Raw genomic sequence first — 24,257 nt, forward strand, 5'->3', positions numbered from 1 at the left:
CGTCGCGATGATGCAGGCACCGCTCGTTTCGTTGCTGGCGGTGACAGGGCTCCTCAGCCTCGCCGCACGACTAACCGCCGGCCCCTTGGCCCTTCCTGCTTTCGGCCTTTCCGTAATTGCCGTGCAGCTGGGGCTTCTGATGTTCTTCGGAATCGCCCTTTCTCTTCAGCTCGCGACTGACTCCATCCGCTTGGCACCGCGCTTCGTACGTGCAGACGACGGACACGTTGACATCCGCTCGCTCGTGCGCTCACTTGACAAGCCCTGCGGCAAATCGATCCTTATCGTGCTGATCGCCGGTTACGGTATTGCCGCCACGGCGAATCTCGCTGAGGTCTACCGAGTCTCCAGCTCTCGCTGGCACGACCACCTACTCTGGAACCTCGAAGAGCCCATATTCACAGCACTTCTCGCGTCCTCTTTCAACTCGCCTCGATTCTGGGACGCCGTCTATCAGGCTCTCTGGCTCGTCCTATTCATGGGCCTCGGGGGTCTGGCCCGGACTGGGCGACTAAGGCAAATGGTGGAAGCGCTATGCGCAGTGGTCATTGCGTTCCACCTGACTCGATACATCGCCATAGCTTTCCCCACCGCGGGACCCGTGTTTCACCGACCGGAGTTATTCGACCTTGCGGGTACTGGTAGCGCTGCCTTCGTTGAACTCCTTCGCGATTACATGGCAGGTCGCGTGTCTCAGAACAGCTTGCTGCCTGGCACACAAGCGCTGCCAAGTTTGCACGTCGGACTTGCCTGGTGCGCCGTCCTCGTCATGGCGCGTGAGTGGAAATGGACACTCTGGCTCACGCTTCCGTGGTTTGTTCTCAACTGGTTGGCGACAATGTTCCTCGGCTGGCATTACTTCGTCGATGGCATCGGCGGTATCTTCGTGATGTCAACTGCTCTTTGGACGTCGCGTAGGCTGATAAGTTACGTATGCGACCGAGCGTCACGGCGACAGCTCGAACGCCGCTCTGGGGCTGGACCATTCGAGTAAAGATGACCCGATAGTCGGCCGCGGATCATCCGTCCGCAGACCGCTCATCCCCCATCCCAATCCACCCGATACGGCGTCACCCTCCCCTCCAGCAACTCCCGCACGCAATCCGTGAACACCTGCACCTTCGGCGAAAGAAACCGGTTGGGCAGGTGCATCGCCCCGATGGGCGGGCCGGTCCAGCTCCAGTCGTCGAGCACCGGCACCAGGTCGCCGCTCTCGATCATGTCCTGCACCGCGTAGTGGGCGCCCTGGCAGATGCCGCCGCCGGCCTTGGCGGCGGCGCGCTGGGCGTCGCCCGAGTCGGCCACCAGACGGCATTCGAAGTCGCGGGTGATGGGCTTGCCGTCTTGCTGGAAGCGCCAGGTGGAGAACAGGTGGCCGGGGCTCACACGCACGCCGACCAGGTCGTGGCCGGCCAGGTCGTCCGGGGTGGCCGGCACGCCGCGGCGCGCCAGATAGTCGGGGGAGGCCAGGGTGCGGATGGCCGCCAGCCCGAGCGGGCGGAACACCACGCCCGGATCGGGCTTCGGCGTCACGCAGATGGCCAGGTCCAGCCCCTCGCCCACCAGGTCGGGGGTGTGCACCGCCAGGGTGATCTCCACCCTCATGTCCGGGTAGCGCTGCAGGAAGGCCGGCATGGCCGGAATCACGATCAGCGTGCCCAGAAGCGGCGGCATCAGCACGCGCAGCGTGCCGCGGGGCGACTCGCGCTGCGCGGCCAGCATGCCGTCGGCCTCGTCCAGGTGCTGCAGGATCTGCTTGCAGTGCGCGTAGTAGGCGGCGCCCTCGTCGGTGGGCGCCACCCGGCGCGTGGTGCGGTTGAGCAGCCGGGTCTTCAGGCGCGCTTCGAGCGCCTTCACGTGCCCGCTGACCGACGCGGGCGAGAGGTCCAGGTCGTCCGCCGCGCCGGCGAAGCTGCCGCGCTCGACGACCTTGGCGAATACGGTCAGGGTCAGGAACCGGTCCATTGTTAACCCCCGCCGAAGAATCTCTTCGGATTCCAGGCGTTTATTTTGCACTCATCGGCGCCCAGAATCCGCCCCTTCGGAGCACTGCTTCGGAGGAGGCGAGCAGCGTTCCAACCTCGTATGCCTCCTGGGAGACATGACGATGAAAGACGATTCCTTCGGGCGAGACGCCTCTTGCGGCCGAGACCCTTCCCGCAGGCGAGACGCCGCCTGCGCCCCCCTTCCGCTCGGGGCGCTGCTGGCCCTGGTGCTGGGCTCGCTGGCCAGCGCGGTGCTGACGGTGGGCACCGCGGCCACCTTCCTGATGGCGCTGATGCTGACCGCAGGCGAGGCGCGGGCGGCGCAGCCAGGCGAGCGGGCAGCGGCGGCTCCGGGCGCCCCGGCGGCCACGGCTGCACGGGCTGCCCAGGTTGCGCAAACCGCGCCGAGCGGCAAGGCGGCCGCGCCCCGGCACGATCCGGCCCTGATCGCCCGCGGCCGCTACCTGGTGCAGACCGCCGGCTGCAACGACTGCCATACGCCTGGTTACGCCGAGGCGGGCGGCCAGGTGCCCGAGAAGGCGTGGCTCACCGGCGATCGGCTGGGCTGGCGCGGCCCCTGGGGGACCACCTACCCCACCAATCTGCGGCTGCGCCTGGCCGAGATGAGCCGCGACGAATGGCTGCGCTTCGCCCGCGCCATGCAGCCCCGCCCGCCGATGCCCTGGTTCAACGTGCGCGCGATGAGCGACCAGGACCTGACGGCGATCTGGGCCTGGGTGAAGGCGATGGGGCCGGCGGGCGAGCCGGCGCCTCAGGCGCTTCCGCCGGGGCAGGCGCCGGTGGGGCCGGTGGTGATGTTTCCGCAGTAGGGGAGCCACGCCGGCAAGCGACGTTGCCTGGGAGTTCGCAAATTGCCAACCTGCGTCGTCGCGGTCGACGCGCAGGTTTCCCCCATGACCAGCATTCAGATCATCGAGAAGGACGGCCAGCCCGCCTTCGCGGTCGTCCCCATCGAAATCTGGGAGCGCGTTCGCGTTCTGGTCGAGGATCTCGACGACGTGGCGACCTTCGATGCGGCCCTGTCCGCCCACGACGAATTCAGGATTCCCTTCGCGGTCGTGAAGGCCGAGTTCGAGGAGGGTCTGCATCCGGTTCGCGCGTCGCGGGAGCATCGCCGACTGACGCAGGATCGACTCGCGCAGCGAGCGAGAATCAGCAAGGCGTACCTTAGCCAGATCGAGGGCGGGAAGCGCGCAGGCTCCACGGCAACCCTGCGCAAGCTCGCGGGAGCACTCCAGGTGCCGGCGGGGGTGCTGCTCGAGCGGTGAGCGGTCGTTCTCGAGGACCGGAGCGCAGGTTGCCGAAGCAAGGCAGGCCCTGCGGCGGCCTAAGACTTCTGTCGAATTGCCCTTCTCTTGTTAGGTTCGCGAAGATGCACCTACATGACCGTCCGCGCCTCGCGCGACGATCTTATGGTAACATTTGCGTATCCATAAAGGCATGCTCTACAAGATCGAAGAACTGCTGCGCGAAGACGGCGCGAGCCCGTTCGCAGAGTGGTTCGACTCACTGGAAGCCGTTGCCGCTGCAAAGGTGCGGGTGGCGGTGGGCCGAATGGAACAGGGGAACCTCTCGAGAGTCGAGTGGTTCCGCGGCATTGGCGAATACAAGATCGACTGGGGCCCAGGGCTACGCGTCTACCTTGCGCGAGACGGCTTGACGGTCATCCTCTTGATCGGCGGCGGCACCAAGAGACACCAGCAACGCGACATCGATCACGCGGTTGCGCTTTGGGATGACTACAAGCCCCGCAAGGCATGCGCCTGGAAGGGAGATTGACATGGCACTGACACGTGAGTTCAAGGAAACCGTTGCCGCACGCGTGCGGAACGATCCCGCTTTTGCCCGAGCGCTTCTGGACGAGGCCATCACGCTGTTCGTCGATGGCGAGCCCGATTCGGCCAAGCTCGTCCTGCGCGACCTGGTCAATGCAACGGTGGGATTCGAGGCACTGGCCGAGGAGATACACAAGCCGGCCAAAAGCCTGCATCGGATGCTCTCGGCATCCGGCAACCCCACCATGAGCAACATTTCGGCGGTGTTCGCCGCAGTCAAACGGGCACTGGGGGTCGAGGTGCGTGCGCAGGTGGTGGCGGCCTGAGTTCCGAGCTACGCCTTCCCGCCGCCCGCGGACGCGCCGAGAATCTCGCGGCGCAATAGCTCATTCACGCGGGTTTGCCATCCCCTCCCGCGCCGCGCTGACTGAAGTCGATTCGCTGATGACCGCCCAGCCCGGCACTACCGAGGGCGACCGGCTCGAGGTGCTCGTGACGCTTATCAATGCCTGCGAGCGGCGAGACTTTCCGACGGTCTGGCCCCACGCGGGCGATGCCAGCGACGCGCGATAACAGACCGGCGATTAAAGCAACGGATCGCCCGGGCCTGTACACCCGGGCGGTCCGCGCGCCTCGTCAGTGCACCGTCCGCTCGAACCTGAACGCCCCATCGACGAAGTCCACCGGAATCACGTCCTTCGGCCCGTAGCGGCCTTCGAGCACCAGCCTGGCGATCGGGTTCTCGATCTTCTGCTGGATCGCGCGCTTGAGCGGGCGCGCGCCGTACAGCGGATCGAAGCCCACCTTGGCGATCTCGGCCAGCGCCGCCTCGCTCACGTCGAGCGCCATCTCGCGATCGGCCAGCCGCTGCTCCAGGCCCTTGAGCTGGATCTTCGCGATCGACGCGATGTGCGCGGCGCCCAGCGCGTGGAAGACCACGATCTCGTCGATCCGGTTGATGAACTCGGGCCGGAAGTGCTGGCGCACCTCGACCATCACCGCGTCCTTGATGATCTCGGGGTCGTTGAGCTTCTCGTCGGCCGAGAGCCGCTGGATCTCGTGCGAGCCCAGGTTGGAGGTCATCACCACCACCGTGTTGCGGAAGTCCACCGTGCGGCCCTGGCCGTCGGTGAGCCGGCCGTCGTCGAGCACCTGCAGCAGCACGCCGAACACGTCCGGGTGGGCCTTCTCGACCTCGTCCATCAGGATCACGCTGTAGGGCTTGCGGCGCACCGCCTCGGTCAGGTAGCCGCCCTCTTCGTAGCCCACGTAGCCCGGGGGGGCGCCGATCAACCGCGCCACCGAATGCTTCTCCATGAACTCGCTCATGTCGACGCGGATCAGGTGCTCTTCGCTGTCGAACAGGAACTCGGCCAGCGCCTTGCACAGCTCGGTCTTGCCCACGCCGGTGGGGCCCAGGAACAGGAAGGAGCCATAGGGCCGGCGGGGATCCGACAGCCCTGCGCGCGAGCGGCGGATCGCGTCGGAGACCAGCCGGACCGCTTCGTCCTGCCCCACCACGCGGCGATGCAGGAAGTCTTCCATCTGCAGCAGCTTCTCGCGCTCGCCCTGCATCATCTTGCTCACCGGAATGCCGGTGGCGCGCGAGACCACCTCGGCGATCTCCTCGGCGCCCACCTGGGTGCGCAACAGCCTGGGCCTGCCGGCGCCCTGCGCGGCGCCTGAGGCCTCGGCCTCGCTGGCCGCCTTCAGCCGGCCCTCGAGCTCGGGCAGCCGGCCGTACTGGATCTCGGCCAGCTTGTCGAACTGGCCCTTGCGCTGCAGATCGGCCATCTGCGCGCGCAGCTGGTCGATCTCGGCCTTGATCTGGGCGCTGCCCTGCACCGCGGCCTTCTCCGCGCGCAGGATCTCGTCCAGGTCCGCGTACTCCTTCTCCAGGCGCGCGATCTCGGCCTCGATCAGTTCGAGGCGCTTCATCGAGGCCTCGTCGGTCTCCTTCTTGACCGCCTCGCGCTCGATCTTGAGCTGGATGATGCGGCGGTCGAGCCGGTCCATGGACTCGGGCTTGGAGTCGATCTCCATCTTGATCCGCGAAGCCGCCTCGTCGATCAGGTCGATGGCCTTGTCGGGCAGGAAGCGGTCGGTGATGTAGCGGTGCGACAGCTCGGCCGCGGCCACGATGGCCGGGTCGGTGATCTCCACCCCGTGGTGCACCTCGTAGCGCTCCTGCAGACCGCGCAGGATCGCGATGGTGTCCTCCACGCTGGGCTCGCCCACCAGCACCTTCTGGAAGCGGCGCTCGAGCGCGGCGTCCTTCTCGATGTACTTGCGGTATTCGTCGAGCGTGGTGGCGCCCACGCAGTGCAGCTCGCCGCGCGCGAGCGCCGGCTTGAGCATGTTGCCGGCGTCCATCGCGCCCTCGGCCTTGCCGGCGCCGACCATCGTGTGGATCTCGTCGATGAAGACGATGGTGCGGCCTTCCTCGGCGGCCAGCTCCTTGAGCACCGCCTTCAGCCGCTCCTCGAACTCGCCGCGGTACTTGGCGCCCGCGATCAGCGCGGCCATGTCGAGCGAGAGCACGCGCTTGTCCTTGAGCGTTTCGGGCACCTCGCCGTCCACGATGCGCTGGGCCAGGCCCTCGACGATGGCGGTCTTGCCCACGCCGGGCTCGCCGATCAGCACCGGGTTGTTCTTGGTGCGACGCTGCAGGATCTGGATGGCGCGGCGGATTTCCTCGTCGCGGCCGATCACCGGGTCGAGCTTGCCCTGGCGCGCGCGCTCGGTCAGGTCGATGGTGTACTTCTTGAGCGCCTCGCGCTGGCCCTCGGACTCGGGGTTGTCCACGCTGGCGCCGCCACGCACGGCCTCGATCGCGGCCTCGATGGCCTTTCGGGTCAGCCCCGCTTCCTTCGCGATGCGGCCGGCCTCGCCCTTGTCGTCGGTGAGCGCCAGCAGGAACATCTCGGTGGCCACGAACTGGTCGCCACGCTTCAGGGCTTCCTTCTCGGACAGGTTCAGCAGGTTGACCAGCTCGCGGCCCACCTGCATGTCGCCGCCGGTTCCCGACACCTGCGGCAGGCGCTTGATCGCGGCCTCGGCCGCGGTCTTGAGCGGCGGGACCCGCACGCCGGCGCGCTCGAGCAGCGCCCTGCCCGATCCGTCGGGCTGGCCCACGATGGCGGCCAGCAGGTGCACCGGCTCGATGAACTGGTTGTCGTTGGCGAGCGCCAGGCTCTGGGCGTCGCCCAGGGCTTGCTGGAACTGGGTGGTGAGCTTGTCGAGGCGCATGGGCGGAGGATCCTGATGAGCGATCGAATGGTCGGATTCCGGGCGACGCGGGCGGTCGCCGGGTTGATCTCGATCTGGGGGCCGGCGGTTCCGGTTTCAAGGCCTCTTGCGATCGGACCGGTAAAGGACTAAATTTGGTCCTTCACAATCAGGGCACCCCATGCGCTACTCGACCCGCATCAAGCCGATCAGCTACCTGAAGGCCAACGCCGCCGAGGTGCTCGACAACCTGCTCGAGGCGCGCGAGCCGCTCATCATCACGCAGAACGGCGAGGCCAAGGCGGTCATCCAGGACATCGTCTCGTACGAGGAAACCCAGGAAACGCTGGCGTTGCTGAAGATCCTGGCGTTGGCGAACAAGGAGCTCGACGAAGGGGCTACCTCCCCGGCAAGCGAGGTATACGAGCGCATTCGCGCCGGCCCGGCAGCGCGCTGACTGCCGGCCCCGGGCCACAGATGTCGTTCGAAGTCCGGTTCGCCAGAGGGGCCGAGCGCGACCTCGTCGAGATTCACGACTACATTTCGTCCTTCGACTCGCCGGCGAACGCCAGTCGGATGCTCCGAAGGCTTCAGGAAGCAACCGACACCCTCGCCGAGTTTCCGGAGCGGGGCTCGCACCCCAGGGAGCTGCTCGAGCTCGGCATTCGCGAGTACCGGCAGCTCGTCGCCACCCCTTACCGAATCGTCTATCGAATCGTCGATCGAAAAGTGATGATCCTGCTGATCGCCGACGGCCGCCGCGACATGCGCTCACTGCTCGCCCGGCGCCTGCTCGGCGCCTGATCGGCGACAATCCCCGCATATCCAACACACCGCAAGCACCCATGTCCCACCTGTTCACCCCGCTCGAGCTGCGCTCGCTCACCCTGCCCAACCGCATCGTCGTTTCCCCCATGTGCCAGTACTCGGCCGTCGAGGGCCGCGTCCAGCCCTGGCACCATGCCCACCTGGGCTCCCTGGCGCTGAGCGGCGCCGGCATGCTGATCGTCGAGGCCACCGCGGTGGAGCCGGCGGGCCGCATTACCCCGGGCTGCGTGGGCCTGTACGACGACGCCACCGAGCAGGCCCTGGCCGGCCTGGTGCGCGCCCTGCGCAGCGTGAGCCCCGTGCCGCTGGCCATCCAGATCGGTCATGCCGGCCGCAAGGCCTCCAGTGGCCGGCCCTGGGAGGGCGGCAGGCTGATCCCCGCGTCGGCCGGCGGCTGGACCCCGGTGGGCCCCAGCGCCGCGCCGATCACCGTCGACGAGCCGCCGCCCCACGCCCTGAGCCTGGCCGAGCTCGATGCGCTGAAGGAGCGCTTCGTGCAGGCCACGCTGCGCGCCGACCGGCTCGGCTTCGACGCCATCGAGGTCCACGGGGCACACGGCTACCTGCTGCACCAGTTCCTGTCGCCCATCGCCAACAAGCGCACCGACCTGTACGGCGGCTCGCTCGAGAACCGGATGCGCTGGCCGCTCGAAGTCTTCGAGGCCATGCGCTCGGCGTGGCCCGCGCACAAGCCGCTGGGCATGCGGATCTCGGCCACCGACTGGCGCAACGACCTGCCCGCGGGCGAGCGCTGGGACACGCCCGACGCCATCGTGTTCGCGCAGAAGTGCGAGAAGATCGGCGCCGACTGGATCGACGTGTCCAGCGGCGGGGTATCGCCGCTGCAGAAGATCACCCTCGGCCCGGGCTACCAGGTGCCCTTCGCCGAGGCGGTGCGCAAGGAAGTCAGGATCCCGGTCATGGCCGTGGGCCTGATCACCGAGCCCCGGCAGGCCGAAGAGATCCTGGCCGGCGGGAAGGCCGACATGGTCGCCCTGGCCCGGGGCCTGCTGTGGAACCCGCGCTGGCCATGGCACGCTGCCGCCGAGCTCGACGGCACCGTCGACGCGCCGCGCCAGTACTGGCGCAGCCAGCCGCGCGACTTCAAGGCGCTGTTCGGGCAGACGACGTTCGGGCAGCGATGAACAGCTGCAGGGCCGTCGTCTTCGACATGGACGGCCTGATGCTCGACACCGAACGCGTCGCACTCGAGTGCTGGCTCGACACGGCCCGGGCGACCGGCTGGGCCTTGTCGCGCGACGACTGCCTGGCCATGGTCGGGCTGGACCAGCAGGCCTCTGAGCGGGTGCTGCGCGAGCGCGCGGGGCCCGGGTTCCCCCTGCGCGAAATCTCCGATCGCGCCAAGGACGTCTACCTGGACCGTCTGCGCACCGAGGGCATCCGCCTGAAGCCGGGTCTGGTCGAGCTGCTCGACTGGCTGGCCGAGCGCGAGGTGCCGGTCGCGGTGGCCACCTCGAGCCGGCACCTGATGGCCATGGAGAAGTTGGCGCTGGCTGGCCTGTGCGAGCGCTTCCCGGTGATCGTCTGCGGCGACCAGGTGCCCCAAGGCAAGCCCGCGCCCTTCGTCTATCGCGAGGCGGTGACGCAGCTCGGCGCCGACCCCGCCGAGTGCATCGCGCTCGAGGACTCCGACATCGGCCTGCGGGCGGCCCACGCGGCGGGGCTGCGCTGCATCGTGGTGCCCGACCTGCGGCCGCCGGCAGTCGAATACGCGCCGCTCGCCCACGCGATCTTGCCCTCGTTGCGCGAGGCGCATGCGCTGATCGAACGGTTCCTCGGCCAGGCGTGAGGAAGCGTCATTCTCGAACGCATGGCCCACGCATTCCCGGAGCCACCATGAGTTTTTCCCGGAACGACATCCAGCGGCTTTCAACGATCCTTTCGGAAGCCGCCAAGGCCGAGATCCTGCCCCGCTTCAACCGGCTGCGCGCGGGCGCGGTGCGCATGAAGACCTCGGCGATCGACCTGGTCACCGACGCCGACGAAGCCGCCGAGCGGGTCATCTCCGCCGGGCTGCTGCGCGCCTTCCCGGGCGCGGTGGTCATCGGCGAAGAAGCCGCGGCCGCCGACCCCGCGCTGCTCGATGCCCTGGACAGCGCCGAGCTGGCCTTCGTGGTGGACCCGATCGACGGCACGCGAAATTTCGCGGCCGGCATGCCGCTGTTCGGCGTGATGGCGGCGGCCACGATCCGCGGCGAGATCGTTGCTGGCGTGATCCACGATCCGCTGGGGCGCAACACGGCGATGGCGCTGCGCGACGGCGGCGCCTGGCTGCAGGACGAAGATGGACAGGCGCAGCCGCTGCGCGTGGCCGAGCCTGCCGACGACGCGGCCCAGATGGACGGCTTCGTCGGCATCACCTACCTGCCGGAGCCGCTGCGCAGCCGGGTGGCCGGCAACCTTTCGCGCCTGCGTTCGCCGGCCAATCTGCGCTGCGCGGCGCACGAGTACCGGATGGCCGCCGCCGGCCATTGCCAGGTGCTGCTCTACCACAAGCTCATGCCCTGGGACCACGCACCGGGCTGGCTGATCCACCGCGAGGCGGGCGGCCATTCGGCGCACTTCGACGGCACGCCCTACCGGCCCACCCGGCGCGACGGCGGTCTGCTCTGCGCGCCCGACGAAGCCAGCTGGCGCGTCGCGCACGCGGCCCTGCTGGGGGCGCCTACTCCAGCCTGACCCCGGCGTCCCTGCCCCGGCGTCCTTGATCAGCTCGCGCCCAGCAACAGCGCAACCAGCCCGCCGATCATCATCGCCATGCCGATGGCCTCGCGCCGCGTGGTGCCTTGCGCGAACAGCCGGTGCGACACCGCCTGCGCGAACAGGATCTCGACCAGCCCGAGCGTGCGCACGGCCGCCGCGCTCTGCAACGAGAACGCCAGGAACCACATCTGCGAGGCCAGCGCGCCGGCGGCGCCGGCCAGCAGCGACGGCCGCCAGAGCCGGAAGATCTCCGCGAGCACGCGGCGGTCGCGCCACACCAGCCAGGTGCTGAGCAGCGCAGTCTGCATCAGCAGCGACGTGGCCAGCGTGGCGGTGGCGCGCGCATAGAACGGCGCGTCGCCCAGCGTCAGGATCGCGCCGCGGAACCCCACCGCCGAGAGTGCGAACATCGCGCCGGACGCGATGCCGAGCAAGGCCGCGCGCGGCAGCAGGCGTCCGAGCGCGAGGCCACGACCGGCCGCGGAATCCGGACCGGCCGTGCCGGCGTCGGCCGGCGCCTTGTGTTGCGCCCCACTCCCCGCCGGCATCGACATCAACAACACGCCCACCGTGGCGACGATCACCGCCGCGCTGGCGAGCAGGCCCAGGCGTTCGCCGAGGAACACCAGCCCGAACAACGCGATCTGCACCGGCTCGGTCTTCACGTAGGCGATCGACACGACGAAGGAGCGCTCGCGCATCGCCGCGAGCATCAGGCCGGTGCCCAGGATCTGGAACACGCCGCCCATGGAGGCCCAGGCGACGAAAACCCAGGACGGCTGCAGCCGCGAGAGATCGCTGACCCAGGCCATGCCCGCCAGGAACAGCAAGCCGAAGGGCAGGCCGAACAGGAAGCGCACGTGGGTCGCGCCCACGGTGCCGACCCGTTCGGTGAGGCTGCGCTGCATCGCGTTGCGCAGCGTCTGGACGGCCGCGGCGGCAACGGTGCAGGCGATCCAGAGCCAGGCGGGCGGGTCGGACATCTTCTGGGAGAGGAGAAGGGGGAGGGAGAATCTGGCGGTTCGGCGGGCTCAGCTTGCGAGGCGGTAGCCGATGGCGGCGGCAGCCAGGGAGCCCAGCAGGTGCAGCGCGGTGTGCGCAAGGGCCAGGCCGAAGGCGCCGCGCTGGATCAGGCCCAGCGATTCCACCGAGAAGCTCGAGAAGGTGGTCAACGCCCCCAGGAAACCAGTGATGCCGAACAACCGCCAGGCGGGGTCGAGATCGGGGTGGCGGGCGAACCATGCAAGCGCCGCGCCGATCAGCAGGCCGCCCGCGAGATTGGCGGCCAGCGTGCCCCAGGGCAGCAGCCGCTCGCCGCTGCTCAGCCAGATTCCCAGCGCCCAACGGCCCCAGGCGCCCAGCACCGCGCCGAGACCGACCGCGGCGAAGCCCGCGAGATTGAAAGCGGGCGCGCTCACCAGCGCGCAGCCGCCTGGTCGTCGGAGGCTCGGGCCTCGACCCAGCGATCACCGGCGGGCGTGCGCTCCTTCTTCCAGAACGGCGCCTGGGTCTTCAGGTAGTCCATGATGAACTCGCAGGCCGCGAAGGCCTCGCCGCGATGCGCCGAGGTAACGACGACCAGCACGATCTGGTCGCCGGGCGCGAGGTCGCCGACGCGGTGAACGACCGTGGTGTCGATGATGTCCCAGCGCTGCCGCGCCTGCGCGCAGATGTCCTCGAGCGCACGCTCGGTCATGCCCGGATAGTGCTCGAGGGTCATGGCTGCGACGCCCTCGCCTTCGTTGAGGTCGCGCACCGTGCCCACGAAGCTCGCGATCGCACCCACGCGGCGGTTGCCGGCGCGCAGCGCGGAGATCTCCGCGCCGACGTCGAAATCCTGTTGCTGCACGCGTACGGACATGGGTTCAGGCTCCGCTGATGATGACGTCGAGCGCGGCCACGATTTCGTGCCGGCGCGGCGCAAGCGATTCCACTCTCGGCCCGAGCGCCTTGCGCGCAACGCCGGCCAGTTCCGCGGTGTGCATCGCCACCCTGCGCCCGTCGACCTCGAAGACCGGCATCAAGCGCGAGATGGTCGGCGACCGCTCCCCGACCTCGGCCAGCGGGACGACGACGCGCGTGCCCAGCGACTCTAGGATGTCGGCCTGGACGTCGAGCAGCAACGGATACCGCTTGCGGGAGCCTGGGTCGGCGTTGCGATGGACATCGAACTGCGCCATGGCCGCGACTCGCGCTAGAAGCGTCGAAGGGAATCGGCGAAACAGCCGCTTTCTTCGACCTGGCGGTTGTAGGCGTCGATGGCGTCGCGGTTTTCGCTCAACCATCGCTGTCGCGCGCGTTCCGCGACCGCGTGCACGAGGGCCTCCTCGAGCGTCTGGGAGAGATTGATGTCGAGTTCCCGGGCGCGCCGGAGCAGGTCGGCATTCACCGTGACATTGGCCGGGCGCTTGCCTGCCTCGACGTCGTAGAGAACGCTGCGCTCGCGAGCCTCATGTTTCATGCGCATAAACTACGCGCATCGAGATCCGCAGTCAACCGCCCGTCACCGGCGGAAAGAACGCCACCTCCGCGTCCTCCGACAGCGGGGTCGCCGGATCGGCCATCGCCTGCGCCACCGACGTGCGCACCGCCCTCCCCTCGGCCAGTTGCTCGGCCCAGACGCCGCCGCGCTCGCGCAGCCAGGCGCGCAGCTCGCCCGCGGTGGCGACCGCGGTCGGCAGCTCGACCGTTTCGCCGGCCTTGCCGAGCGCCTCGCGCAGCCCGGCGAAGTAAAGCACCCTGATCTTCATTCCGTCTTTCCTCCCCTGCCCCACCGTCAGCCCAGCAGCGCCGCGAAGGGCAGGAAACGCACCATGTCGCCGCGCCGGATCGCATGGCCCGGCGGGTTGTCGACGAGTCCGTCGGCCCAGACCGTGGAAGTCAGCACCGCCGACCCCTGGTTGCGGAAGAGTTCCAGCCGCCCCGAGTCCGCGATGCGTGCGCGCAGGAACTCTCGGCGCCGGTCCGGCTTCGGCCAGTCGAAATCCGCCGCCATCGGCATGGCCTGCGGCATGACGTCCTGCACGCCCGACAGCCGCAACAGGAACGGCCGCACGAACAGCAGGAAGGTCACGAAGGCCGACACCGGGTTGCCGGGCAGCCCCACGAACTGCGCCTCGCCCGGCAGCGCCGCCGGCACCGCCATCGGGATGCCGCTCAACGCCGATGCCGCCAGCGCGGCCGCCGACATGCCGCCCCGACGCACGCGCCCGTGGGCGAGCGGCTTGCCCGGCTTGATCGCGATCTGCCACATGGTCAACTCGCCTTCGGCCTGGAGCGCGGCGCGGACATGGTCTTCCTCGCCGACCGACATGCCGCCCGAGGTCACGATCAGGTCGTTGTCGACGGCCGCCGAGCGCAGCGCTTCGCGCGTGGCGTCGAGCGAATCGGGGACGTTGCCGAGGTCGCTGACCTCGCAGCCCAGGCCGCGCAGCAGCGACACCAGCACGTAGCGGTTGCTGTCGTAGATCGCCCCGGGCGCGAGCGGCTCGCCGGGCCGCGCGAGCTCGTCCCCGGTGAAGAAGCAGGCCGCCCGGATCCGGCGGCGCACCGGCAACTGCGCCAGGCCCACCGAAGCGGCCAGGCCGACCGCCTGCGGGGTGAGTCGCGTGCCCGCCGGCAGGATCACGCTGTCGGCGCGGATGTCCTCGCCCGCGCGTCGCACCCATTCGCCGGGCTGCGCGGCGTGCATGACCAGCACCTCGTCGCCCTCGGCCCGGGTGTCCTCCTGCATGACCACCGCATCGGCCCCTTCGGGGATCATCGCGCCGGTGAAGATCCGCGCGGCCGCGCCGGCTGCGAGCGGCTCGCCGACGTGGCCAGCCGGGATCCGCTGGGCGACGCGCAGCCGCACCGGCCGCTCCGGACCGGCGCCGGCCACGTCGGCGCTGCGCAGCGCGTAGCCGTCCATCTGCGTGTTGTCCATCGGCGGCACGTCGAGCGCGCTGCGGATGTCCTCGGCCAGCACTCGGCCGGCGGCGTGCAGCGTGTCGATGCGCTCCACGCCCGATATCGTTTCCGCCTGCGCGAGCAGCGCGGCGAGCGCGTCATCGAACGGCAGCAGTCCGGGTTTCATGGCGCGATTCCAGGTACTCGATGATGAATGCGGCGACGGCGTCCGGGTCGTTCAGGTCCAGCAGCGGCACGCCGCTGGCCAGCGGCGCGTCGGCGGCGATCGCCACGATGTTCGGGTCGTCCGGGTGCAACAGGGGCTTTCCGGTCGAGGGTCGGTGCACCTCGAGCTTGGGAATGTCGGCATGCTTGTAGCCCTCGACCAGGATCAGGTCGCAGGGCGAGAAGCGCTCGAGCTGGCGTTTCAGGTCAGGCTCGGCCTCGTCGCGCAACTCGTGCATCAGCACCCAGCGCTGGTCGGAGGTGATCAGCACCTCGGAGGCGCCCGCCTCCCGATGCCGCCAGGAGTCCTTGCCGGGCCGGTCGATGTCGAACAAGTGGTGCGCGTGCTTGATCAGCGAGACCTTCAGGCCCCTGAGCACGAAGCGCGGGATCAGCTGCTCGATCAGCGTCGTCTTGCCCGACCCCGACCAGCCTGCGAATCCGAAAACCCTCGTCGGCGGCATGCGTCTCCTCTCGGCTAGCCTTTCGTCGGCCCGAGTGTACCCCCACGCATCGCCCCGGGGGACCGCGGCACGTGGGTCACCAGCCTGCTGCCCGCCACGATCAGGGCCAGCCCCAGGAAGGCGCCTGCGCCGAGCCGCTCGTCGAGGAACAGCGCGCCGAAGGCGATGGCGAAGAAAGGCATCAGGAACATGCCCAGCGAGGCGCGCGTGGCCCCGACCCGCTGCAGCAGCAGGTAGTTCAGCGCCGCGGGGAAGATCGTGCCGATCACGGCGAGCGCGAGCAGTCCCCCCAGGATCGATGCGTCGAAGGCCAGCGTCCACGGGCGATCGACGAGCAAGGCGATCGGCGTGAGCACGAGCGCCGCCGACAGAAACAGCCCGGCGGTCAGCGCGACCGGATCCAGGTGTCGGGAGCGGCGCATCAGCACGGTGGCGATGGCATAGGCCAGCGGCCCGAGCAGCGTGATCAGTTCGGCAATCAGGTGCCCGCCCAGCCCACCCAACAGCGAGGGGCCGATCACCGCCACCACGCCGGCCATGCCCAGCCCGATGCCGGCCAGCTTGCGGGCGCCGAGCTTCTCGTCGGGCAGCATCAGGTGCGCCGCCAGAAGCGTGAACAAGGGCATCGTGGAATACAGGATTCCGCTCAGGCCGCCTTCGATCGTCTGCTGGCCGATGGCCAGCGCGCAGTACGGGATCGCGATGACACCCAGCGAGACCTTGAAGACGGTGAGCCGGTCGTCGCGATCGCGCGGCAGCTTCGAGCCGCTCAGCCACAGCGCGGCCAGGCAGAAGGGCAGCGCGAGCAGCACCCGCGCGGCCGCCAGCGTGAGCGGCGGCAAGTGGCCCACCAGCATCTTGTTCAGCACCACCGAGCTGGCGAAGCTCGCCGCGGTGGCCACCAGCAGCGCCCAGTTGGCGGGCGTCATCGGACGGTGAGGCATGTCGGGAACTTCTCGCCGCGCGGGCGCACGCGGGCGCCGATCAGGCCGCCAGCGAAGCGACGACCCGCTCGGCGATGTACTGTTTCAGCAGCCGGACGTCGGCCGGCATCAGCGTGAACCGCTGCGCGTGCGCCTCGATGCCCTGGTAGGCGGCAGGACGCGGCGGTTCCACGCCGAGGGCCTCGCGGATCGTGTCGGCGAACTTTGCCGGCTGCGCGGTTTCCAGGCACAGCATCGGCACGCCCGGTTCGCGCCACTGGCGCGCCACGAACAGCCCGTCGGCGGTGTGCGTGTCGACGACCACGCCGTAGCGCTGCATCGTGTCGCGGATCGTGGCCACGCGGTCGGCGTGAAGGCTGCGGCCCGAGACGAAACCGAAGTCGGCGATGCCCGCGAACTCGGGCGTGCCGGACAGGTCGAACTCGCCGCGCGTCTCGAGGTCTTTCCACAGCCCGGCCACCTGCCCGGTGGCGCCCGCCAGCAGGTCGTGGACGAAGCGCTCGAAGTTCGAGGCCTTGGAAATGTCCATCGAGGGGCTGCTGGTCTGCCGGGTCTCGGCGGAGCTGCGCGGGCGATAGCGGCCGGTGCGGAAGAACTCGTCCAGCACGTCGTTCTCGTTGGTGGCGACAACCAGCCGCGAGATCGGCAGGCCCATCATGCGCGCGATGTGGCCGGCGAGCACGTTGCCGAAGTTGCCCGAGGGCACCGCGAACGAGACCTTCTGGTCGTTGCTCGCGGTGGCTGCGAAGTAGCCGCGGAAGTAGTAGACGACCTGCGCCACCACCCGGGCCCAGTTGATCGAGTTGACCGTTCCGATCGCCCACCGCTCCTTGAAGGCGAGATCGCCGGACACCGCCTTGACCATGTCCTGGCAGTCGTCGAACACGCCCTGCACCGCGATGTTGAAGATGTTCGGGTCGGCAAGCGAGAACATCTGCGCGGTCTGGAACGGGCTCATCCGGCCGTGCGGAGACAGCATGAACACGCGCACGCCGCGCTTGCCGCGCATCGCGTACTCGGCCGCGCTGCCGGTGTCGCCCGAGGTGGCGCCCAGGATGTTCAGCTCGCGGCCGTCGCGCGCCAGCACGTACTCGAACAGGTTGCCGAGCAGCTGCATCGCCACGTCCTTGAAGGCGAGCGTGGGACCGTTGGACAGGCGCAGCAGGTGAAGGTCGGTGTCGAGCCGGCGCAGCGGCGTGATGTCGTCGGCCCCGAAGACTTGCGCGGTGTAGGTGCGCGCGCAGAGCTCGCGCAGGTCGGCCTCGGGGATGTCGTCGGCGTAGCGCCGCAGGACCTCGAAGGCCAGCTCCGCGTAGGGCAGCGCGCGCCAGCGCGTCAGCGTGGCATCGTCGATGCGCGGGTAGGACTGGGGCAGCACCAGGCCGCCGTCGGGCGCCAGTCCGCCCAGCAGGATCTCGGAGAAGGTCGCCGGCGGCATGCCGCCGCGCGTGGACACGTAGCGCATCAGACCAGTTCCTCCAGGCGGATGCGGATCGCCTTCGAGAGCACGGTGGGCAGCGCCTCGATCCGCGCGATCGCCGCATCCACCTGCTGCTCGATCGTGCGGTGCGTGAGCAGGATGATGTCGGTCTGGTTCTCGCCCTCGGCCGGCTCGCGCTGCAGCACCGCGTCGATCGAGATGCGCTCGTCGGCCAGGATGCGCGTGATGTCGGCCAGCACGCCGGGCTCGTCGGAAACGCGCAGGCGCAGGTAGTACGCGGTCTCGATCCGCTCGACCGGCAGGATCGGCAGGTCGGACATCGCTTCGGCCTGGAAGGCCAGGTGCGGCACGCGATTCTCCGGATCGGAGGTCAGCATACGCGACACGTCGACCAGGTCGGCGACCACCGCGCTCGCGGTCGGCTCGGCGCCGGCCCCCTTGCCGTAGTACATCGTGTGGCCGACCGCGTCGCCCTTGACCCATACCGCGTTCATCGCGCCCTCGACGCTGGCGATCAGGCGCCTGGCGGGGATCAGCGTCGGATGCACGCGCAGCTCGATGCCGAAGGGCCTGCCGGCGGCGTCGGCACGCAGCCGCGTGATGCCCAGCAGCTTGATCCGGTAGCCGAGCTGCTCGGCATAGCGGATATCCTCGCCCTGCAGCGCGGTGATGCCCTCGACATGGGCGCGATCGAACTGCACCGGCACCCCGAAGGCGATCGCCGACAGGATGGTGATCTTGTGCGCGGCGTCGATGCCTTCGATGTCGAAGGTCGGGTCGGCCTCGGCATAGCCGAGCCGCTGCGCCTCCTTCAATACCTGGTCGAAGGGCAGGCCCTTGTCGCGCATCTCGGACAGGATGAAGTTGGTCGTGCCGTTGATGATCCCGGCGATCCACTCGATCCGGTTGGCGGTGAGCCCCTCGCGCAGCGCCTTGATGATCGGGATGCCCCCGGCCACCGCCGCCTCGAAGGCGACCATCACGCCCTTGCGCGAGGCGGCGAGGAAGATCTCGCTCCCATGCACCGCCAGCAGCGCCTTGTTGGCGGTGACCACGTGCTTGCCGTTCTCGATCGCCGCCAGCACCATCTCGCGCGCGATGCCGTAGCCGCCGATCAGCTCGATCACGACATCGATGTCCGGATCGTTCACCACCTCGCGCGCGTCGGCCACCACCTGCACGCCAGGCCCCACGATCTCCTGCGCCCGCGCGACGTTCAGGTCCGCGACCTTGGTGATCAGGATGCTGCGCCCCGCCCGACGCCGGATCTCGTCCTGGTTGCGCCGAAGCACCTCGAAGGTGCCGCCCCCCACCGTGCCGATGCCAAGCAGGCCCACGCGGACCGGACCGAATTTTTCGTTAGCCATGTTTGTGTTTCAGCTCGCGGAGAAAGCCCGAGGAGAGAGGATGCCGGCCGATCGAGGGCGGGGCCGGTCACATGCCGCTGAGGCGTCTCGACGGGGCCGGTCCGGGACCTCGTCGACCAAGCGAGTATCGGGGAGCGACTCGACGAGGTCCCGGACCGGCCCCGTCGCCGCAGCACCAGAAAATGCGACCGGTCAGGCCGCGACCTTGATCAGCCCGTCCTTGCGGAACATCTCCTTGATTCCGCGAACGGCCTGCCGGATCCGGTGTTCGTTCTCGATCAACGCAAACCGCACATGGTCGTCGCCGAACTCGCCGAAGCCGATGCCCGGCGAGACCGCCACCTTGGCCTCGATCAGCAGCTTCTTGGCGAACTCGAGCGAGCCCAGCGCGCGATAGGGTCCGGGGATCTGCGCCCAGATGTACATCGAGGCGCGCGGCACCTCGACCGCCCAGCCTGCCTCCTGCAGGCCCTTGGCCAGCACGTTGCGGCGCAGCTGGTACTTCTGGCGGGCCTCCTCGACGCAGTCCTGCGGACCGTCGAGCGCCGCGATCGCCGCGACCTGGATCGGCGTGAAGGTGCCGTAGTCGTGGTAGCTCTTCATGCGGGCGAGCGCGCCGACCAGCTCGGCATTGCCGACCATGAAGCCGATCCGCCAGCCGGCCATGTTGTAGCTCTTGCTCATCGTGAAGAATTCGACGGCCACCTCGCGCGCGCCGGGAACTTCCATGATGGAGGGCGCGCGGTAGTCGTCGAACACGATGTCGGCGTAGGCGAGATCGTGCACGACGATGATGTCGTGCTCCTTCGCGAGCTCGACCACCCGCTCGAAGAAGGAGAGGTCGACGCACTTGGCGGTGGGATTGCTCGGGAAGCCGATGATCATCATCTTCGGCTTGGGCGAGGTCTCGCGGACCGCGCGCTCGAGCTCTTCGAGGAAATCGACACCGGGCGTCATGCGCACCGGGATGGTCTCGGCGCCGGCGATCACCGCGCCGTAGATGTGGATCGGGTAGCTGGGATTGGGCACCAGCACGGTGTCGCCACGATCGAGGGTGGCGAGCATCAGGTGCGCGATGCCCTCCTTGGAGCCGATGGTGACGATCGCCTCGGTCTCGGGATCGATGTCGACCTGATAGCGGCGCTTGTACCAGTCCGAGATGGCCTTGCGCAGCCGCGGGATACCCTTGGACACCGAATAGCCGTGCGTGTGCGGACGCTGCGAGGCCTCGACCAGCTTGTCGATGATGTGCTGCGGAGCCGGGCCGTCGGGGTTGCCCATGCTCATGTCGATGATGTCTTCGCCGCGCCGGCGCTCGGCCATCTTGAGCTCGGCCGTGATGTTGAAGACGTAGGGGGGCAGGCGCTTGATTCGCGAAAACTCGCGTCGAGAATTCATGTTGGACTCCGCTGAGCCCATTAATGTAACATTTTCAGTGAGTTACCTGAGCGCGAACGGAGCGCGAACCGCATGGACGGAACCCGATGAAGCTGCATGCCGACATGCCGTCGCCGCTGAACACCGTCACGGCCTACGGACCGGACTGGATCGAGATCAACCGCCGGCGCTTCGACGGCGCGGTGGTGGTCATGCCCGAGGGCGAGGTGACCGCCTGGTCGGCGCAGCGCTTCGAGACGCTTTCTGCCGCGGATTTCGAGTCGCTGCTCGCCCGGGCGCCCGAGCTCGTGCTGCTCGGCACCGGGCAGAAGCAGCGATTCCCCCACCCCCGCCTGACCGCGGCGCTGACGGCCGCCGGCGTCGGCGTCGACGTCATGAACACGCACGCCGCCTGCCGCACCTACAACATCCTGATGGCCGAAGGCCGCAGGGTCCTGGCGGCGCTCCTGCCCGATTGAAACCCGGTCCGGCAACGCGCGGCGCGCCTCCGCGGGCATGAATCCTGCCTGCAATCCGCCTGTGTTAATGTGAACCGAGACCCTCGCCCGGCACTCGGCCGGGCCGACCCAAGGAGGTGCGATTGAGCGTGACCATTGGCCAGAAGCTGCCCGATTTCAGGGCGGCGTCCACGGGCGGCGAATTCTCGCTGTCCTCGACGAAGGGCCGCAAGCTCGTCCTGTATTTCTACCCGAAGGACAACACCCCGGGTTGCACGAACGAGAGCATCGACTTCCGCGACCGGATCGACGCGTTCGAGAAGGCCGGCGCAACGATCGTCGGCGTCTCGCGCGACAGCCTGAAGTCGCACGAAGGCTTCCGCGCGAAGCATGCGCTGCCCTTCGAGCTGATCTCCGATCCCGACGAAGCACTCTGCGGACTGTTCGACGTCATGAAGATGAAGAACATGTACGGCCGGCAGGTCCGCGGCGTGGAACGGTCCACATTCGTGATCGGCAGCGACGGCACGCTGGCCCGCGAGTGGCGCGGCGTCAAGGTCCCCGGCCACGCCGCCGAAGTCCTCGACTTCGTCCGCTCGATCTGACCGCGGGCGACCCCAGCGCTCCGGCCTCCGTCGGCCCCCCGCCCTTCGGCCGCCCGCCCCCCGCCCTTCGGCCGCCCGCCCCCTCCTCCCTGCACGGCCTCGCCATCCTCGACATCATGCCGCTTCCCAAGCCGCCCACCCGACCCGCCACGCTGATCGACCTGAGCACTGCAACGCGAGCGCGCGCGACGCGCCCCCGCGTCAAGAAGACCGAAGCGATGGCGCAGCCCGCCGAAGCCGTACTGGCCGAGGCCGCCGCGCCCTCGGCGCACGCGGAACCGGTCGTGGCCCGGGCCGCGCCGGCGGCGCCGACCGTGCCGCCCGCGGCAAGCGCAAGGCCGCCGACAAGCGCACAGCCCGCCGCAATGCCTGCCCTGGCGCCGGCGGCCCGCAATCGCCGCAAGCGGCAATCGGCCGAGTCGCCGCGGCTCTTCGTGCTCGACACCAACGTGCTGATGCACGACCCGAGCAGCCTGTTCCGTTTCGCCGAGCACGACGTCTTCCTCCCGATGATGGTGCTCGAGGAGCTCGACCACCACAAGAAGGGGATGTCCGAGGTCTCGCGCAACGTGCGGCAGGTCAGCCGCGCGCTCGACGAGATGATCGCCACGGTCGACGGCGACATCGACGACGGCATCCCGCTGGCGGCGCTCGGCAGCAAGGAAGCCACCGGCAGGCTCTACTTCCAGACGCAGGCGGTGGCCTCGATGCTGCCGGCCAGCCTGCCCATGGGCAAGGCCGACAACCAGATCCTCGGCGTGGTCCGCGCCATGCAGGACCAGCACCCCGAGCGCAAGGTCGTGCTGGTGTCCAAGGACATCAACATGCGGATCAAGGCCCGGACCATGGGCCTGCCCGCAGAGGACTACTTCAACGACCAGGTCATCGAGGACACCGACCTGCTCTACGCCGGCACGCTCCAGTTGCCGGCCGACTTCTGGGAACGGCACGGCAAGGGCGTCGAGTCGTGGCAGCAGGGCGGGCAGACCTTCTACCGGATCACCGGCCCGCTGGTGTCCTCGCTGCTGCTCAACCAGTTCGTCTGGTCCGACGGCGAACTGCCGCTGACCGCCAAGGTCAGGGAGATCGCCGGGCGCACCGCGGTGCTGCAGACGCTGCGCGACTACGGTCACCTGAAGAACGCGGTCTGGGGCGTCACCGCGCGCAACCGCGAGCAGAACTTCGCGCTGAACCTGCTGATGGATCCCGAGATCGACTTCGTGACGTTGCTCGGCCAGGCGGGCACCGGCAAGACGCTGCTGGCGCTGGCCGCCGGCCTGGTGCAGGTGCTCGAGACCCGGCGCTACACCGACATCATCATGACCCGCGCCACGGTGCCGGTCGGCGAGGACATCGGATACCTGCCGGGTACCGAGGAAGAGAAGATGCAGCCCTGGATGGGCGCGCTCGAGGACAATCTCGAAGTGCTCAACCAGACCGACGCAGGCGCCGGCGAGTGGGGGCGCAGCACGACCAACGACCTGATTCGCAGCCGGGTCAAGGTCAAGGCCATGTCCTTCATGCGCGGGCGCACCTTCATCAACAAGTTCCTCATCGTCGACGAGGCGCAGAACCTGACGCCCAAGCAGATGAAGACCCTGGTCACGCGCGCCGGCCCGGGCACCAAGGTGGTCTGCCTGGGCAACATCGCGCAGATCGACACGCCCTATCTGACCGAGGGCTCGTCGGGCCTGACCTACGTGGTCGACCGCTTCAAGGGCTGGGCGCACGCGGGCCACGTGACCCTGCAGCGCGGCGAGCGTTCGCGCCTGGCCGACTTCGCCGCCGACGCCCTCTAGCGCCAGGCGGCAAGCCCGGCCAGCGTGGCGTGCTGGATCCCGATCGCGTGGCCCAGCACGCTTCGCTGCCAGTCGAGCGACTGCGGCGAAAAGGCTTCGCGCACCTGCTCGCGCAGGGCGGCGCGTCGCGGATCGGCTGCCGCCGCGTCGCCGAAGCGCAGCCAGCGGTCGGCCTGCAGCGCCCGCCGCGCGTCGTCCATGTCCACGGTGCCGAACTCGATGACCGCGCCGGTGACATCAGCCTGGGCAGCGTAGCGCTGCACGCCGTGGAACAGCAGGCCGGTGTATTTCGGGCGCGCCGCGCCGCCGAAGCCGCCGCGGGTCTCGACCTGCTCGCGACCCCACCAGTCGCCGGCGCGCTCCCAGCCCGGGCCTCCGGGCTCGTTGAAGCACAGGAAGAAAGGCTGGCCGCGCTCGCCGAGCGCGGTGTGCCAGTCGATCAACGCGATTCGCCCGGCCGATGACAGGTGCCGGCGGACGATCGCCTCGAGCGTGCGGTTCGACCACTCGGGCCCGATTCCTCCGTAGTTCAGGCCATCGGCGTGCGTGTACTGCCCGCGGCTGGTCATGTCGACGAAGGCGTCCTGGCCATTGCGCCCGATCCAGTCGATTCGCGCCGCATCGGCCGCGGCGAGCGCCTCGGGCGTCCACACCGACGGGCACAGTGCCGCGTGCAGCTCGACGTAAGCCGGGTTGCCTGGCGCGCCCGCCGACCAGTCGATGAAGTTCCGGTTCAGGTCGACGTTGTTCTCGGTGGTCCGCGTGATGTGCGCGAAGCCGTAGGGATTGATCGCGTGAACGAGCACCACGCGCACCGGCGGCACGGGCGCGCCGGTCGCGATCGCGTCGAGCAGCGCGACCTGCGCAGCCGAACCGACGAAGCCCTCCGGCCCGTGCGTGCCGCTGACCAGCAGCAAGGCACGATCCGCCCGGTCGGGACCCAGCACCGCCACGTCGGTCGTCAACGAGCCGCCATCCGGTGCGACGGCCGCATCGTTGACGAAGACATCCAGGCGCGCCCCGGCGCGGGCCGCCGCGGCAAGGAAACGGGCCCGGGCGCTGGCGTAGTCCGGCGCGAAGCAGGCGCCCGCCAGCGCCTCGGAAACCGGTTGCGCAACGAAGCCCATG

Annotated in this window: 28 protein-coding genes; 13 read left to right on the plus strand and 15 right to left on the minus strand. The window is 69.1% G+C overall.

Annotation, left to right across the window (positions count from 1 at the left end; translation table 11 throughout):
• Nucleotides 1-7 precede the first annotated feature (7 nt).
• Nucleotides 8-994, plus strand: coding sequence for a phosphatase PAP2 family protein (locus FHP08_RS08340; protein ID WP_147703988.1), 987 nt, complete (start codon nucleotides 8-10; stop codon nucleotides 992-994).
• A 44-nt stretch (nucleotides 995-1,038) separates the two neighbouring features.
• Here the strand turns inward: FHP08_RS08340 and FHP08_RS08345 are convergent, their stop codons facing one another.
• Entirely contained in the window at nucleotides 1,039-1,965 is a 927-nt protein-coding gene (locus FHP08_RS08345; RefSeq protein WP_147703989.1) for a LysR family transcriptional regulator, read from the minus strand.
• Nucleotides 1,966-2,107: 142 nt separating this feature from the next.
• Between FHP08_RS08345 and FHP08_RS08350 the strand changes: the two genes are divergently transcribed.
• The 4 genes from FHP08_RS08350 (at nucleotide 2,108) to FHP08_RS08365 (ending at nucleotide 4,107) form a co-directional block, all read left to right on the plus strand.
• Nucleotides 2,108-2,815: a c-type cytochrome gene (locus FHP08_RS08350; RefSeq protein WP_225879079.1), complete on the plus strand. Its 708-nt coding sequence runs from the start codon at nucleotides 2,108-2,110 to the stop codon at nucleotides 2,813-2,815.
• Nucleotides 2,816-2,899: 84 nt separating this feature from the next.
• Entirely contained in the window at nucleotides 2,900-3,274 is a 375-nt protein-coding gene (locus FHP08_RS08355; protein ID WP_147703990.1) for a helix-turn-helix domain-containing protein, read from the plus strand.
• Nucleotides 3,275-3,446: 172 nt separating this feature from the next.
• Complete coding sequence (locus FHP08_RS08360; protein ID WP_147703991.1) at nucleotides 3,447-3,785, plus strand: type II toxin-antitoxin system RelE/ParE family toxin; 339 nt, start codon at nucleotides 3,447-3,449, stop codon at nucleotides 3,783-3,785.
• 1 nt (nucleotide 3,786) lies between these two features.
• Entirely contained in the window at nucleotides 3,787-4,107 is a 321-nt protein-coding gene (locus FHP08_RS08365; RefSeq protein WP_147703992.1) for a helix-turn-helix domain-containing transcriptional regulator, read from the plus strand.
• A 310-nt stretch (nucleotides 4,108-4,417) separates the two neighbouring features.
• Here the strand turns inward: FHP08_RS08365 and clpB are convergent, their stop codons facing one another.
• Nucleotides 4,418-7,030: an ATP-dependent chaperone ClpB gene (gene clpB / locus FHP08_RS08370; RefSeq protein ID WP_147703993.1), complete on the minus strand. Its 2,613-nt coding sequence runs from the start codon at nucleotides 7,028-7,030 to the stop codon at nucleotides 4,418-4,420.
• A 160-nt stretch (nucleotides 7,031-7,190) separates the two neighbouring features.
• On the opposite strand from clpB, the gene FHP08_RS08375 reads away from it, so the two are divergent.
• From FHP08_RS08375 to FHP08_RS08395, 5 genes are read left to right on the plus strand one after another with little or no spacing between them, the layout of a single operon-like run.
• Nucleotides 7,191-7,466, plus strand: a complete 276-nt coding sequence (locus tag FHP08_RS08375) for a type II toxin-antitoxin system Phd/YefM family antitoxin (protein WP_147703994.1) — start codon at nucleotides 7,191-7,193, stop codon at nucleotides 7,464-7,466.
• A gap of 20 nt (nucleotides 7,467-7,486) precedes the next feature.
• Nucleotides 7,487-7,813 carry a type II toxin-antitoxin system RelE/ParE family toxin gene (locus FHP08_RS08380; RefSeq protein WP_147703995.1) on the plus strand — a complete coding sequence of 109 codons (327 nt, stop codon included), beginning with the start codon at nucleotides 7,487-7,489 and terminating at the stop codon, nucleotides 7,811-7,813.
• Between the two features lie 41 nt (nucleotides 7,814-7,854).
• The gene (locus tag FHP08_RS08385) at nucleotides 7,855-8,982 is read left to right on the plus strand and encodes an NADH:flavin oxidoreductase/NADH oxidase (RefSeq protein WP_147703996.1); all 1,128 of its coding nucleotides are present in this window, start codon (nucleotides 7,855-7,857) and stop codon (nucleotides 8,980-8,982) included.
• Nucleotides 8,979-9,647 (plus strand): HAD family hydrolase, encoded by a 669-nt coding sequence (locus FHP08_RS08390; protein ID WP_187272226.1) that lies wholly within the window; start codon nucleotides 8,979-8,981, stop codon nucleotides 9,645-9,647. Before FHP08_RS08385 ends, FHP08_RS08390 begins: the two co-directional genes overlap by 4 nt.
• Before the next feature lie 47 nt (nucleotides 9,648-9,694).
• Complete coding sequence (locus FHP08_RS08395; protein ID WP_147703998.1) at nucleotides 9,695-10,537, plus strand: inositol monophosphatase family protein; 843 nt, start codon at nucleotides 9,695-9,697, stop codon at nucleotides 10,535-10,537.
• A 29-nt stretch (nucleotides 10,538-10,566) separates the two neighbouring features.
• Here the strand turns inward: FHP08_RS08395 and FHP08_RS08400 are convergent, their stop codons facing one another.
• The 12 genes from FHP08_RS08400 to alaC all read right to left on the minus strand — a co-directional run bounded on the left by FHP08_RS08400 (nucleotide 10,567) and on the right by alaC (nucleotide 20,288).
• The gene (locus tag FHP08_RS08400) at nucleotides 10,567-11,544 is read right to left on the minus strand and encodes an EamA family transporter (protein WP_147703999.1); all 978 of its coding nucleotides are present in this window, start codon (nucleotides 11,542-11,544) and stop codon (nucleotides 10,567-10,569) included.
• Between the two features lie 48 nt (nucleotides 11,545-11,592).
• Nucleotides 11,593-11,979: a fluoride efflux transporter CrcB gene (gene crcB / locus FHP08_RS08405; RefSeq protein WP_147704000.1), complete on the minus strand. Its 387-nt coding sequence runs from the start codon at nucleotides 11,977-11,979 to the stop codon at nucleotides 11,593-11,595.
• A complete protein-coding gene (gene moaE / locus FHP08_RS08410) occupies nucleotides 11,976-12,422 on the minus strand; it encodes a molybdopterin synthase catalytic subunit MoaE (protein ID WP_147704001.1) in 447 nt (148 codons plus the stop codon). The genes crcB and moaE overlap by 4 nt, the downstream gene beginning before the upstream one ends.
• Before the next feature lie 4 nt (nucleotides 12,423-12,426).
• Nucleotides 12,427-12,741, minus strand: coding sequence for a CcdB family protein (locus FHP08_RS08415; RefSeq protein ID WP_147704002.1), 315 nt, complete (start codon nucleotides 12,739-12,741; stop codon nucleotides 12,427-12,429).
• A gap of 14 nt (nucleotides 12,742-12,755) precedes the next feature.
• A complete protein-coding gene (locus FHP08_RS08420; protein ID WP_222707849.1) occupies nucleotides 12,756-13,022 on the minus strand; it encodes a type II toxin-antitoxin system CcdA family antitoxin in 267 nt (88 codons plus the stop codon).
• Nucleotides 13,023-13,053: 31 nt separating this feature from the next.
• Nucleotides 13,054-13,311: a molybdopterin converting factor subunit 1 gene (moaD, locus tag FHP08_RS08425; protein ID WP_147704004.1), complete on the minus strand. Its 258-nt coding sequence runs from the start codon at nucleotides 13,309-13,311 to the stop codon at nucleotides 13,054-13,056.
• Between the two features lie 26 nt (nucleotides 13,312-13,337).
• Complete coding sequence (locus FHP08_RS08430; RefSeq protein WP_147704005.1) at nucleotides 13,338-14,636, minus strand: molybdopterin molybdotransferase MoeA; 1,299 nt, start codon at nucleotides 14,634-14,636, stop codon at nucleotides 13,338-13,340.
• Nucleotides 14,608-15,138, minus strand: a complete 531-nt coding sequence (mobB, locus tag FHP08_RS08435) for a molybdopterin-guanine dinucleotide biosynthesis protein B (RefSeq protein WP_147704006.1) — start codon at nucleotides 15,136-15,138, stop codon at nucleotides 14,608-14,610. Before mobB ends, FHP08_RS08430 begins: the two co-directional genes overlap by 29 nt.
• 14 nt (nucleotides 15,139-15,152) lie before the next feature.
• Nucleotides 15,153-16,082 (minus strand): DMT family transporter, encoded by a 930-nt coding sequence (locus FHP08_RS08440; protein WP_147704007.1) that lies wholly within the window; start codon nucleotides 16,080-16,082, stop codon nucleotides 15,153-15,155.
• 40 nt (nucleotides 16,083-16,122) lie between these two features.
• Nucleotides 16,123-17,547 (minus strand): threonine synthase, encoded by a 1,425-nt coding sequence (thrC, locus tag FHP08_RS08445; protein ID WP_147704008.1) that lies wholly within the window; start codon nucleotides 17,545-17,547, stop codon nucleotides 16,123-16,125.
• Nucleotides 17,547-18,890, minus strand: a complete 1,344-nt coding sequence (locus FHP08_RS08450; RefSeq protein ID WP_147704009.1) for a homoserine dehydrogenase — start codon at nucleotides 18,888-18,890, stop codon at nucleotides 17,547-17,549. Before FHP08_RS08450 ends, thrC begins: the two co-directional genes overlap by 1 nt.
• A 192-nt stretch (nucleotides 18,891-19,082) precedes the next feature.
• Nucleotides 19,083-20,288, minus strand: a complete 1,206-nt coding sequence (gene alaC, locus FHP08_RS08455; protein WP_225879080.1) for an alanine transaminase — start codon at nucleotides 20,286-20,288, stop codon at nucleotides 19,083-19,085.
• Nucleotides 20,289-20,374: 86 nt separating this feature from the next.
• Between alaC and FHP08_RS08460 the strand changes: the two genes are divergently transcribed.
• From FHP08_RS08460 to FHP08_RS08470, 3 genes are all read left to right on the plus strand, one after another.
• Nucleotides 20,375-20,746: an Mth938-like domain-containing protein gene (locus tag FHP08_RS08460; protein ID WP_147704011.1), complete on the plus strand. Its 372-nt coding sequence runs from the start codon at nucleotides 20,375-20,377 to the stop codon at nucleotides 20,744-20,746.
• Between the two features lie 122 nt (nucleotides 20,747-20,868).
• Nucleotides 20,869-21,330 carry a peroxiredoxin gene (locus FHP08_RS08465; RefSeq protein ID WP_147704012.1) on the plus strand — a complete coding sequence of 154 codons (462 nt, stop codon included), beginning with the start codon at nucleotides 20,869-20,871 and terminating at the stop codon, nucleotides 21,328-21,330.
• Between the two features lie 116 nt (nucleotides 21,331-21,446).
• The gene (locus FHP08_RS08470) at nucleotides 21,447-23,129 is read left to right on the plus strand and encodes a PhoH family protein (protein WP_147704013.1); all 1,683 of its coding nucleotides are present in this window, start codon (nucleotides 21,447-21,449) and stop codon (nucleotides 23,127-23,129) included.
• Here FHP08_RS08470 and FHP08_RS08475 read toward each other — a convergent pair.
• Nucleotides 23,126-24,256 carry a DUF2817 domain-containing protein gene (locus FHP08_RS08475; protein ID WP_147704014.1) on the minus strand — a complete coding sequence of 377 codons (1,131 nt, stop codon included), beginning with the start codon at nucleotides 24,254-24,256 and terminating at the stop codon, nucleotides 23,126-23,128. The two genes, FHP08_RS08470 and FHP08_RS08475, sit on opposite strands and share 4 nt — an antisense overlap.
• Nucleotide 24,257: the final 1 nt, after the last annotated feature.

Source organism: Zeimonas arvi (assembly GCF_008039575.1).
GTDB classification, from domain to species: domain Bacteria; phylum Pseudomonadota; class Gammaproteobacteria; order Burkholderiales; family Burkholderiaceae_E; genus Zeimonas; species Zeimonas arvi.

Bases quoted from the DNA above. Each gene is read 5' to 3' on its own strand.
- FHP08_RS08365 (WP_147703992.1), top strand. From the start codon at position 3,787: ATGGCACTGACACGTGAGTTCAAGGAAACCGTTGCCGCACGCGTGCGG.
- FHP08_RS08380 (WP_147703995.1), top strand. From the start codon at position 7,487: ATGTCGTTCGAAGTCCGGTTCGCCAGAGGGGCCGAGCGCGACCTCGTC.
- FHP08_RS08450 (WP_147704009.1), bottom strand. From the start codon at position 18,890: ATGGCTAACGAAAAATTCGGTCCGGTCCGCGTGGGCCTGCTTGGCATC.
- moaE (WP_147704001.1), bottom strand. From the start codon at position 12,422: ATGTCCGTACGCGTGCAGCAACAGGATTTCGACGTCGGCGCGGAGATC.
- FHP08_RS08360 (WP_147703991.1), top strand. From the start codon at position 3,447: ATGCTCTACAAGATCGAAGAACTGCTGCGCGAAGACGGCGCGAGCCCG.
- FHP08_RS08375 (WP_147703994.1), top strand. From the start codon at position 7,191: ATGCGCTACTCGACCCGCATCAAGCCGATCAGCTACCTGAAGGCCAAC.
- FHP08_RS08440 (WP_147704007.1), bottom strand. From the start codon at position 16,082: ATGCCTCACCGTCCGATGACGCCCGCCAACTGGGCGCTGCTGGTGGCC.
- FHP08_RS08460 (WP_147704011.1), top strand. From the start codon at position 20,375: ATGAAGCTGCATGCCGACATGCCGTCGCCGCTGAACACCGTCACGGCC.
- FHP08_RS08415 (WP_147704002.1), bottom strand. From the start codon at position 12,741: ATGGCGCAGTTCGATGTCCATCGCAACGCCGACCCAGGCTCCCGCAAG.
- FHP08_RS08355 (WP_147703990.1), top strand. From the start codon at position 2,900: ATGACCAGCATTCAGATCATCGAGAAGGACGGCCAGCCCGCCTTCGCG.
- FHP08_RS08390 (WP_187272226.1), top strand. From the start codon at position 8,979: ATGAACAGCTGCAGGGCCGTCGTCTTCGACATGGACGGCCTGATGCTC.
- clpB (WP_147703993.1), bottom strand. From the start codon at position 7,030: ATGCGCCTCGACAAGCTCACCACCCAGTTCCAGCAAGCCCTGGGCGAC.
- FHP08_RS08385 (WP_147703996.1), top strand. From the start codon at position 7,855: ATGTCCCACCTGTTCACCCCGCTCGAGCTGCGCTCGCTCACCCTGCCC.
- moaD (WP_147704004.1), bottom strand. From the start codon at position 13,311: ATGAAGATCAGGGTGCTTTACTTCGCCGGGCTGCGCGAGGCGCTCGGC.
- FHP08_RS08475 (WP_147704014.1), bottom strand. From the start codon at position 24,256: ATGGGCTTCGTTGCGCAACCGGTTTCCGAGGCGCTGGCGGGCGCCTGC.
- alaC (WP_225879080.1), bottom strand. From the start codon at position 20,288: ATGAATTCTCGACGCGAGTTTTCGCGAATCAAGCGCCTGCCCCCCTAC.
- FHP08_RS08470 (WP_147704013.1), top strand. From the start codon at position 21,447: ATGCCGCTTCCCAAGCCGCCCACCCGACCCGCCACGCTGATCGACCTG.
- FHP08_RS08420 (WP_222707849.1), bottom strand. From the start codon at position 13,022: ATGAAACATGAGGCTCGCGAGCGCAGCGTTCTCTACGACGTCGAGGCA.
- FHP08_RS08350 (WP_225879079.1), top strand. From the start codon at position 2,108: ATGAAAGACGATTCCTTCGGGCGAGACGCCTCTTGCGGCCGAGACCCT.
- thrC (WP_147704008.1), bottom strand. From the start codon at position 17,547: ATGCGCTACGTGTCCACGCGCGGCGGCATGCCGCCGGCGACCTTCTCC.
- FHP08_RS08345 (WP_147703989.1), bottom strand. From the start codon at position 1,965: ATGGACCGGTTCCTGACCCTGACCGTATTCGCCAAGGTCGTCGAGCGC.
- mobB (WP_147704006.1), bottom strand. From the start codon at position 15,138: ATGCCGCCGACGAGGGTTTTCGGATTCGCAGGCTGGTCGGGGTCGGGC.
- FHP08_RS08430 (WP_147704005.1), bottom strand. From the start codon at position 14,636: ATGAAACCCGGACTGCTGCCGTTCGATGACGCGCTCGCCGCGCTGCTC.
- FHP08_RS08340 (WP_147703988.1), top strand. From the start codon at position 8: ATGATGCAGGCACCGCTCGTTTCGTTGCTGGCGGTGACAGGGCTCCTC.
- FHP08_RS08395 (WP_147703998.1), top strand. From the start codon at position 9,695: ATGAGTTTTTCCCGGAACGACATCCAGCGGCTTTCAACGATCCTTTCG.
- FHP08_RS08400 (WP_147703999.1), bottom strand. From the start codon at position 11,544: ATGTCCGACCCGCCCGCCTGGCTCTGGATCGCCTGCACCGTTGCCGCC.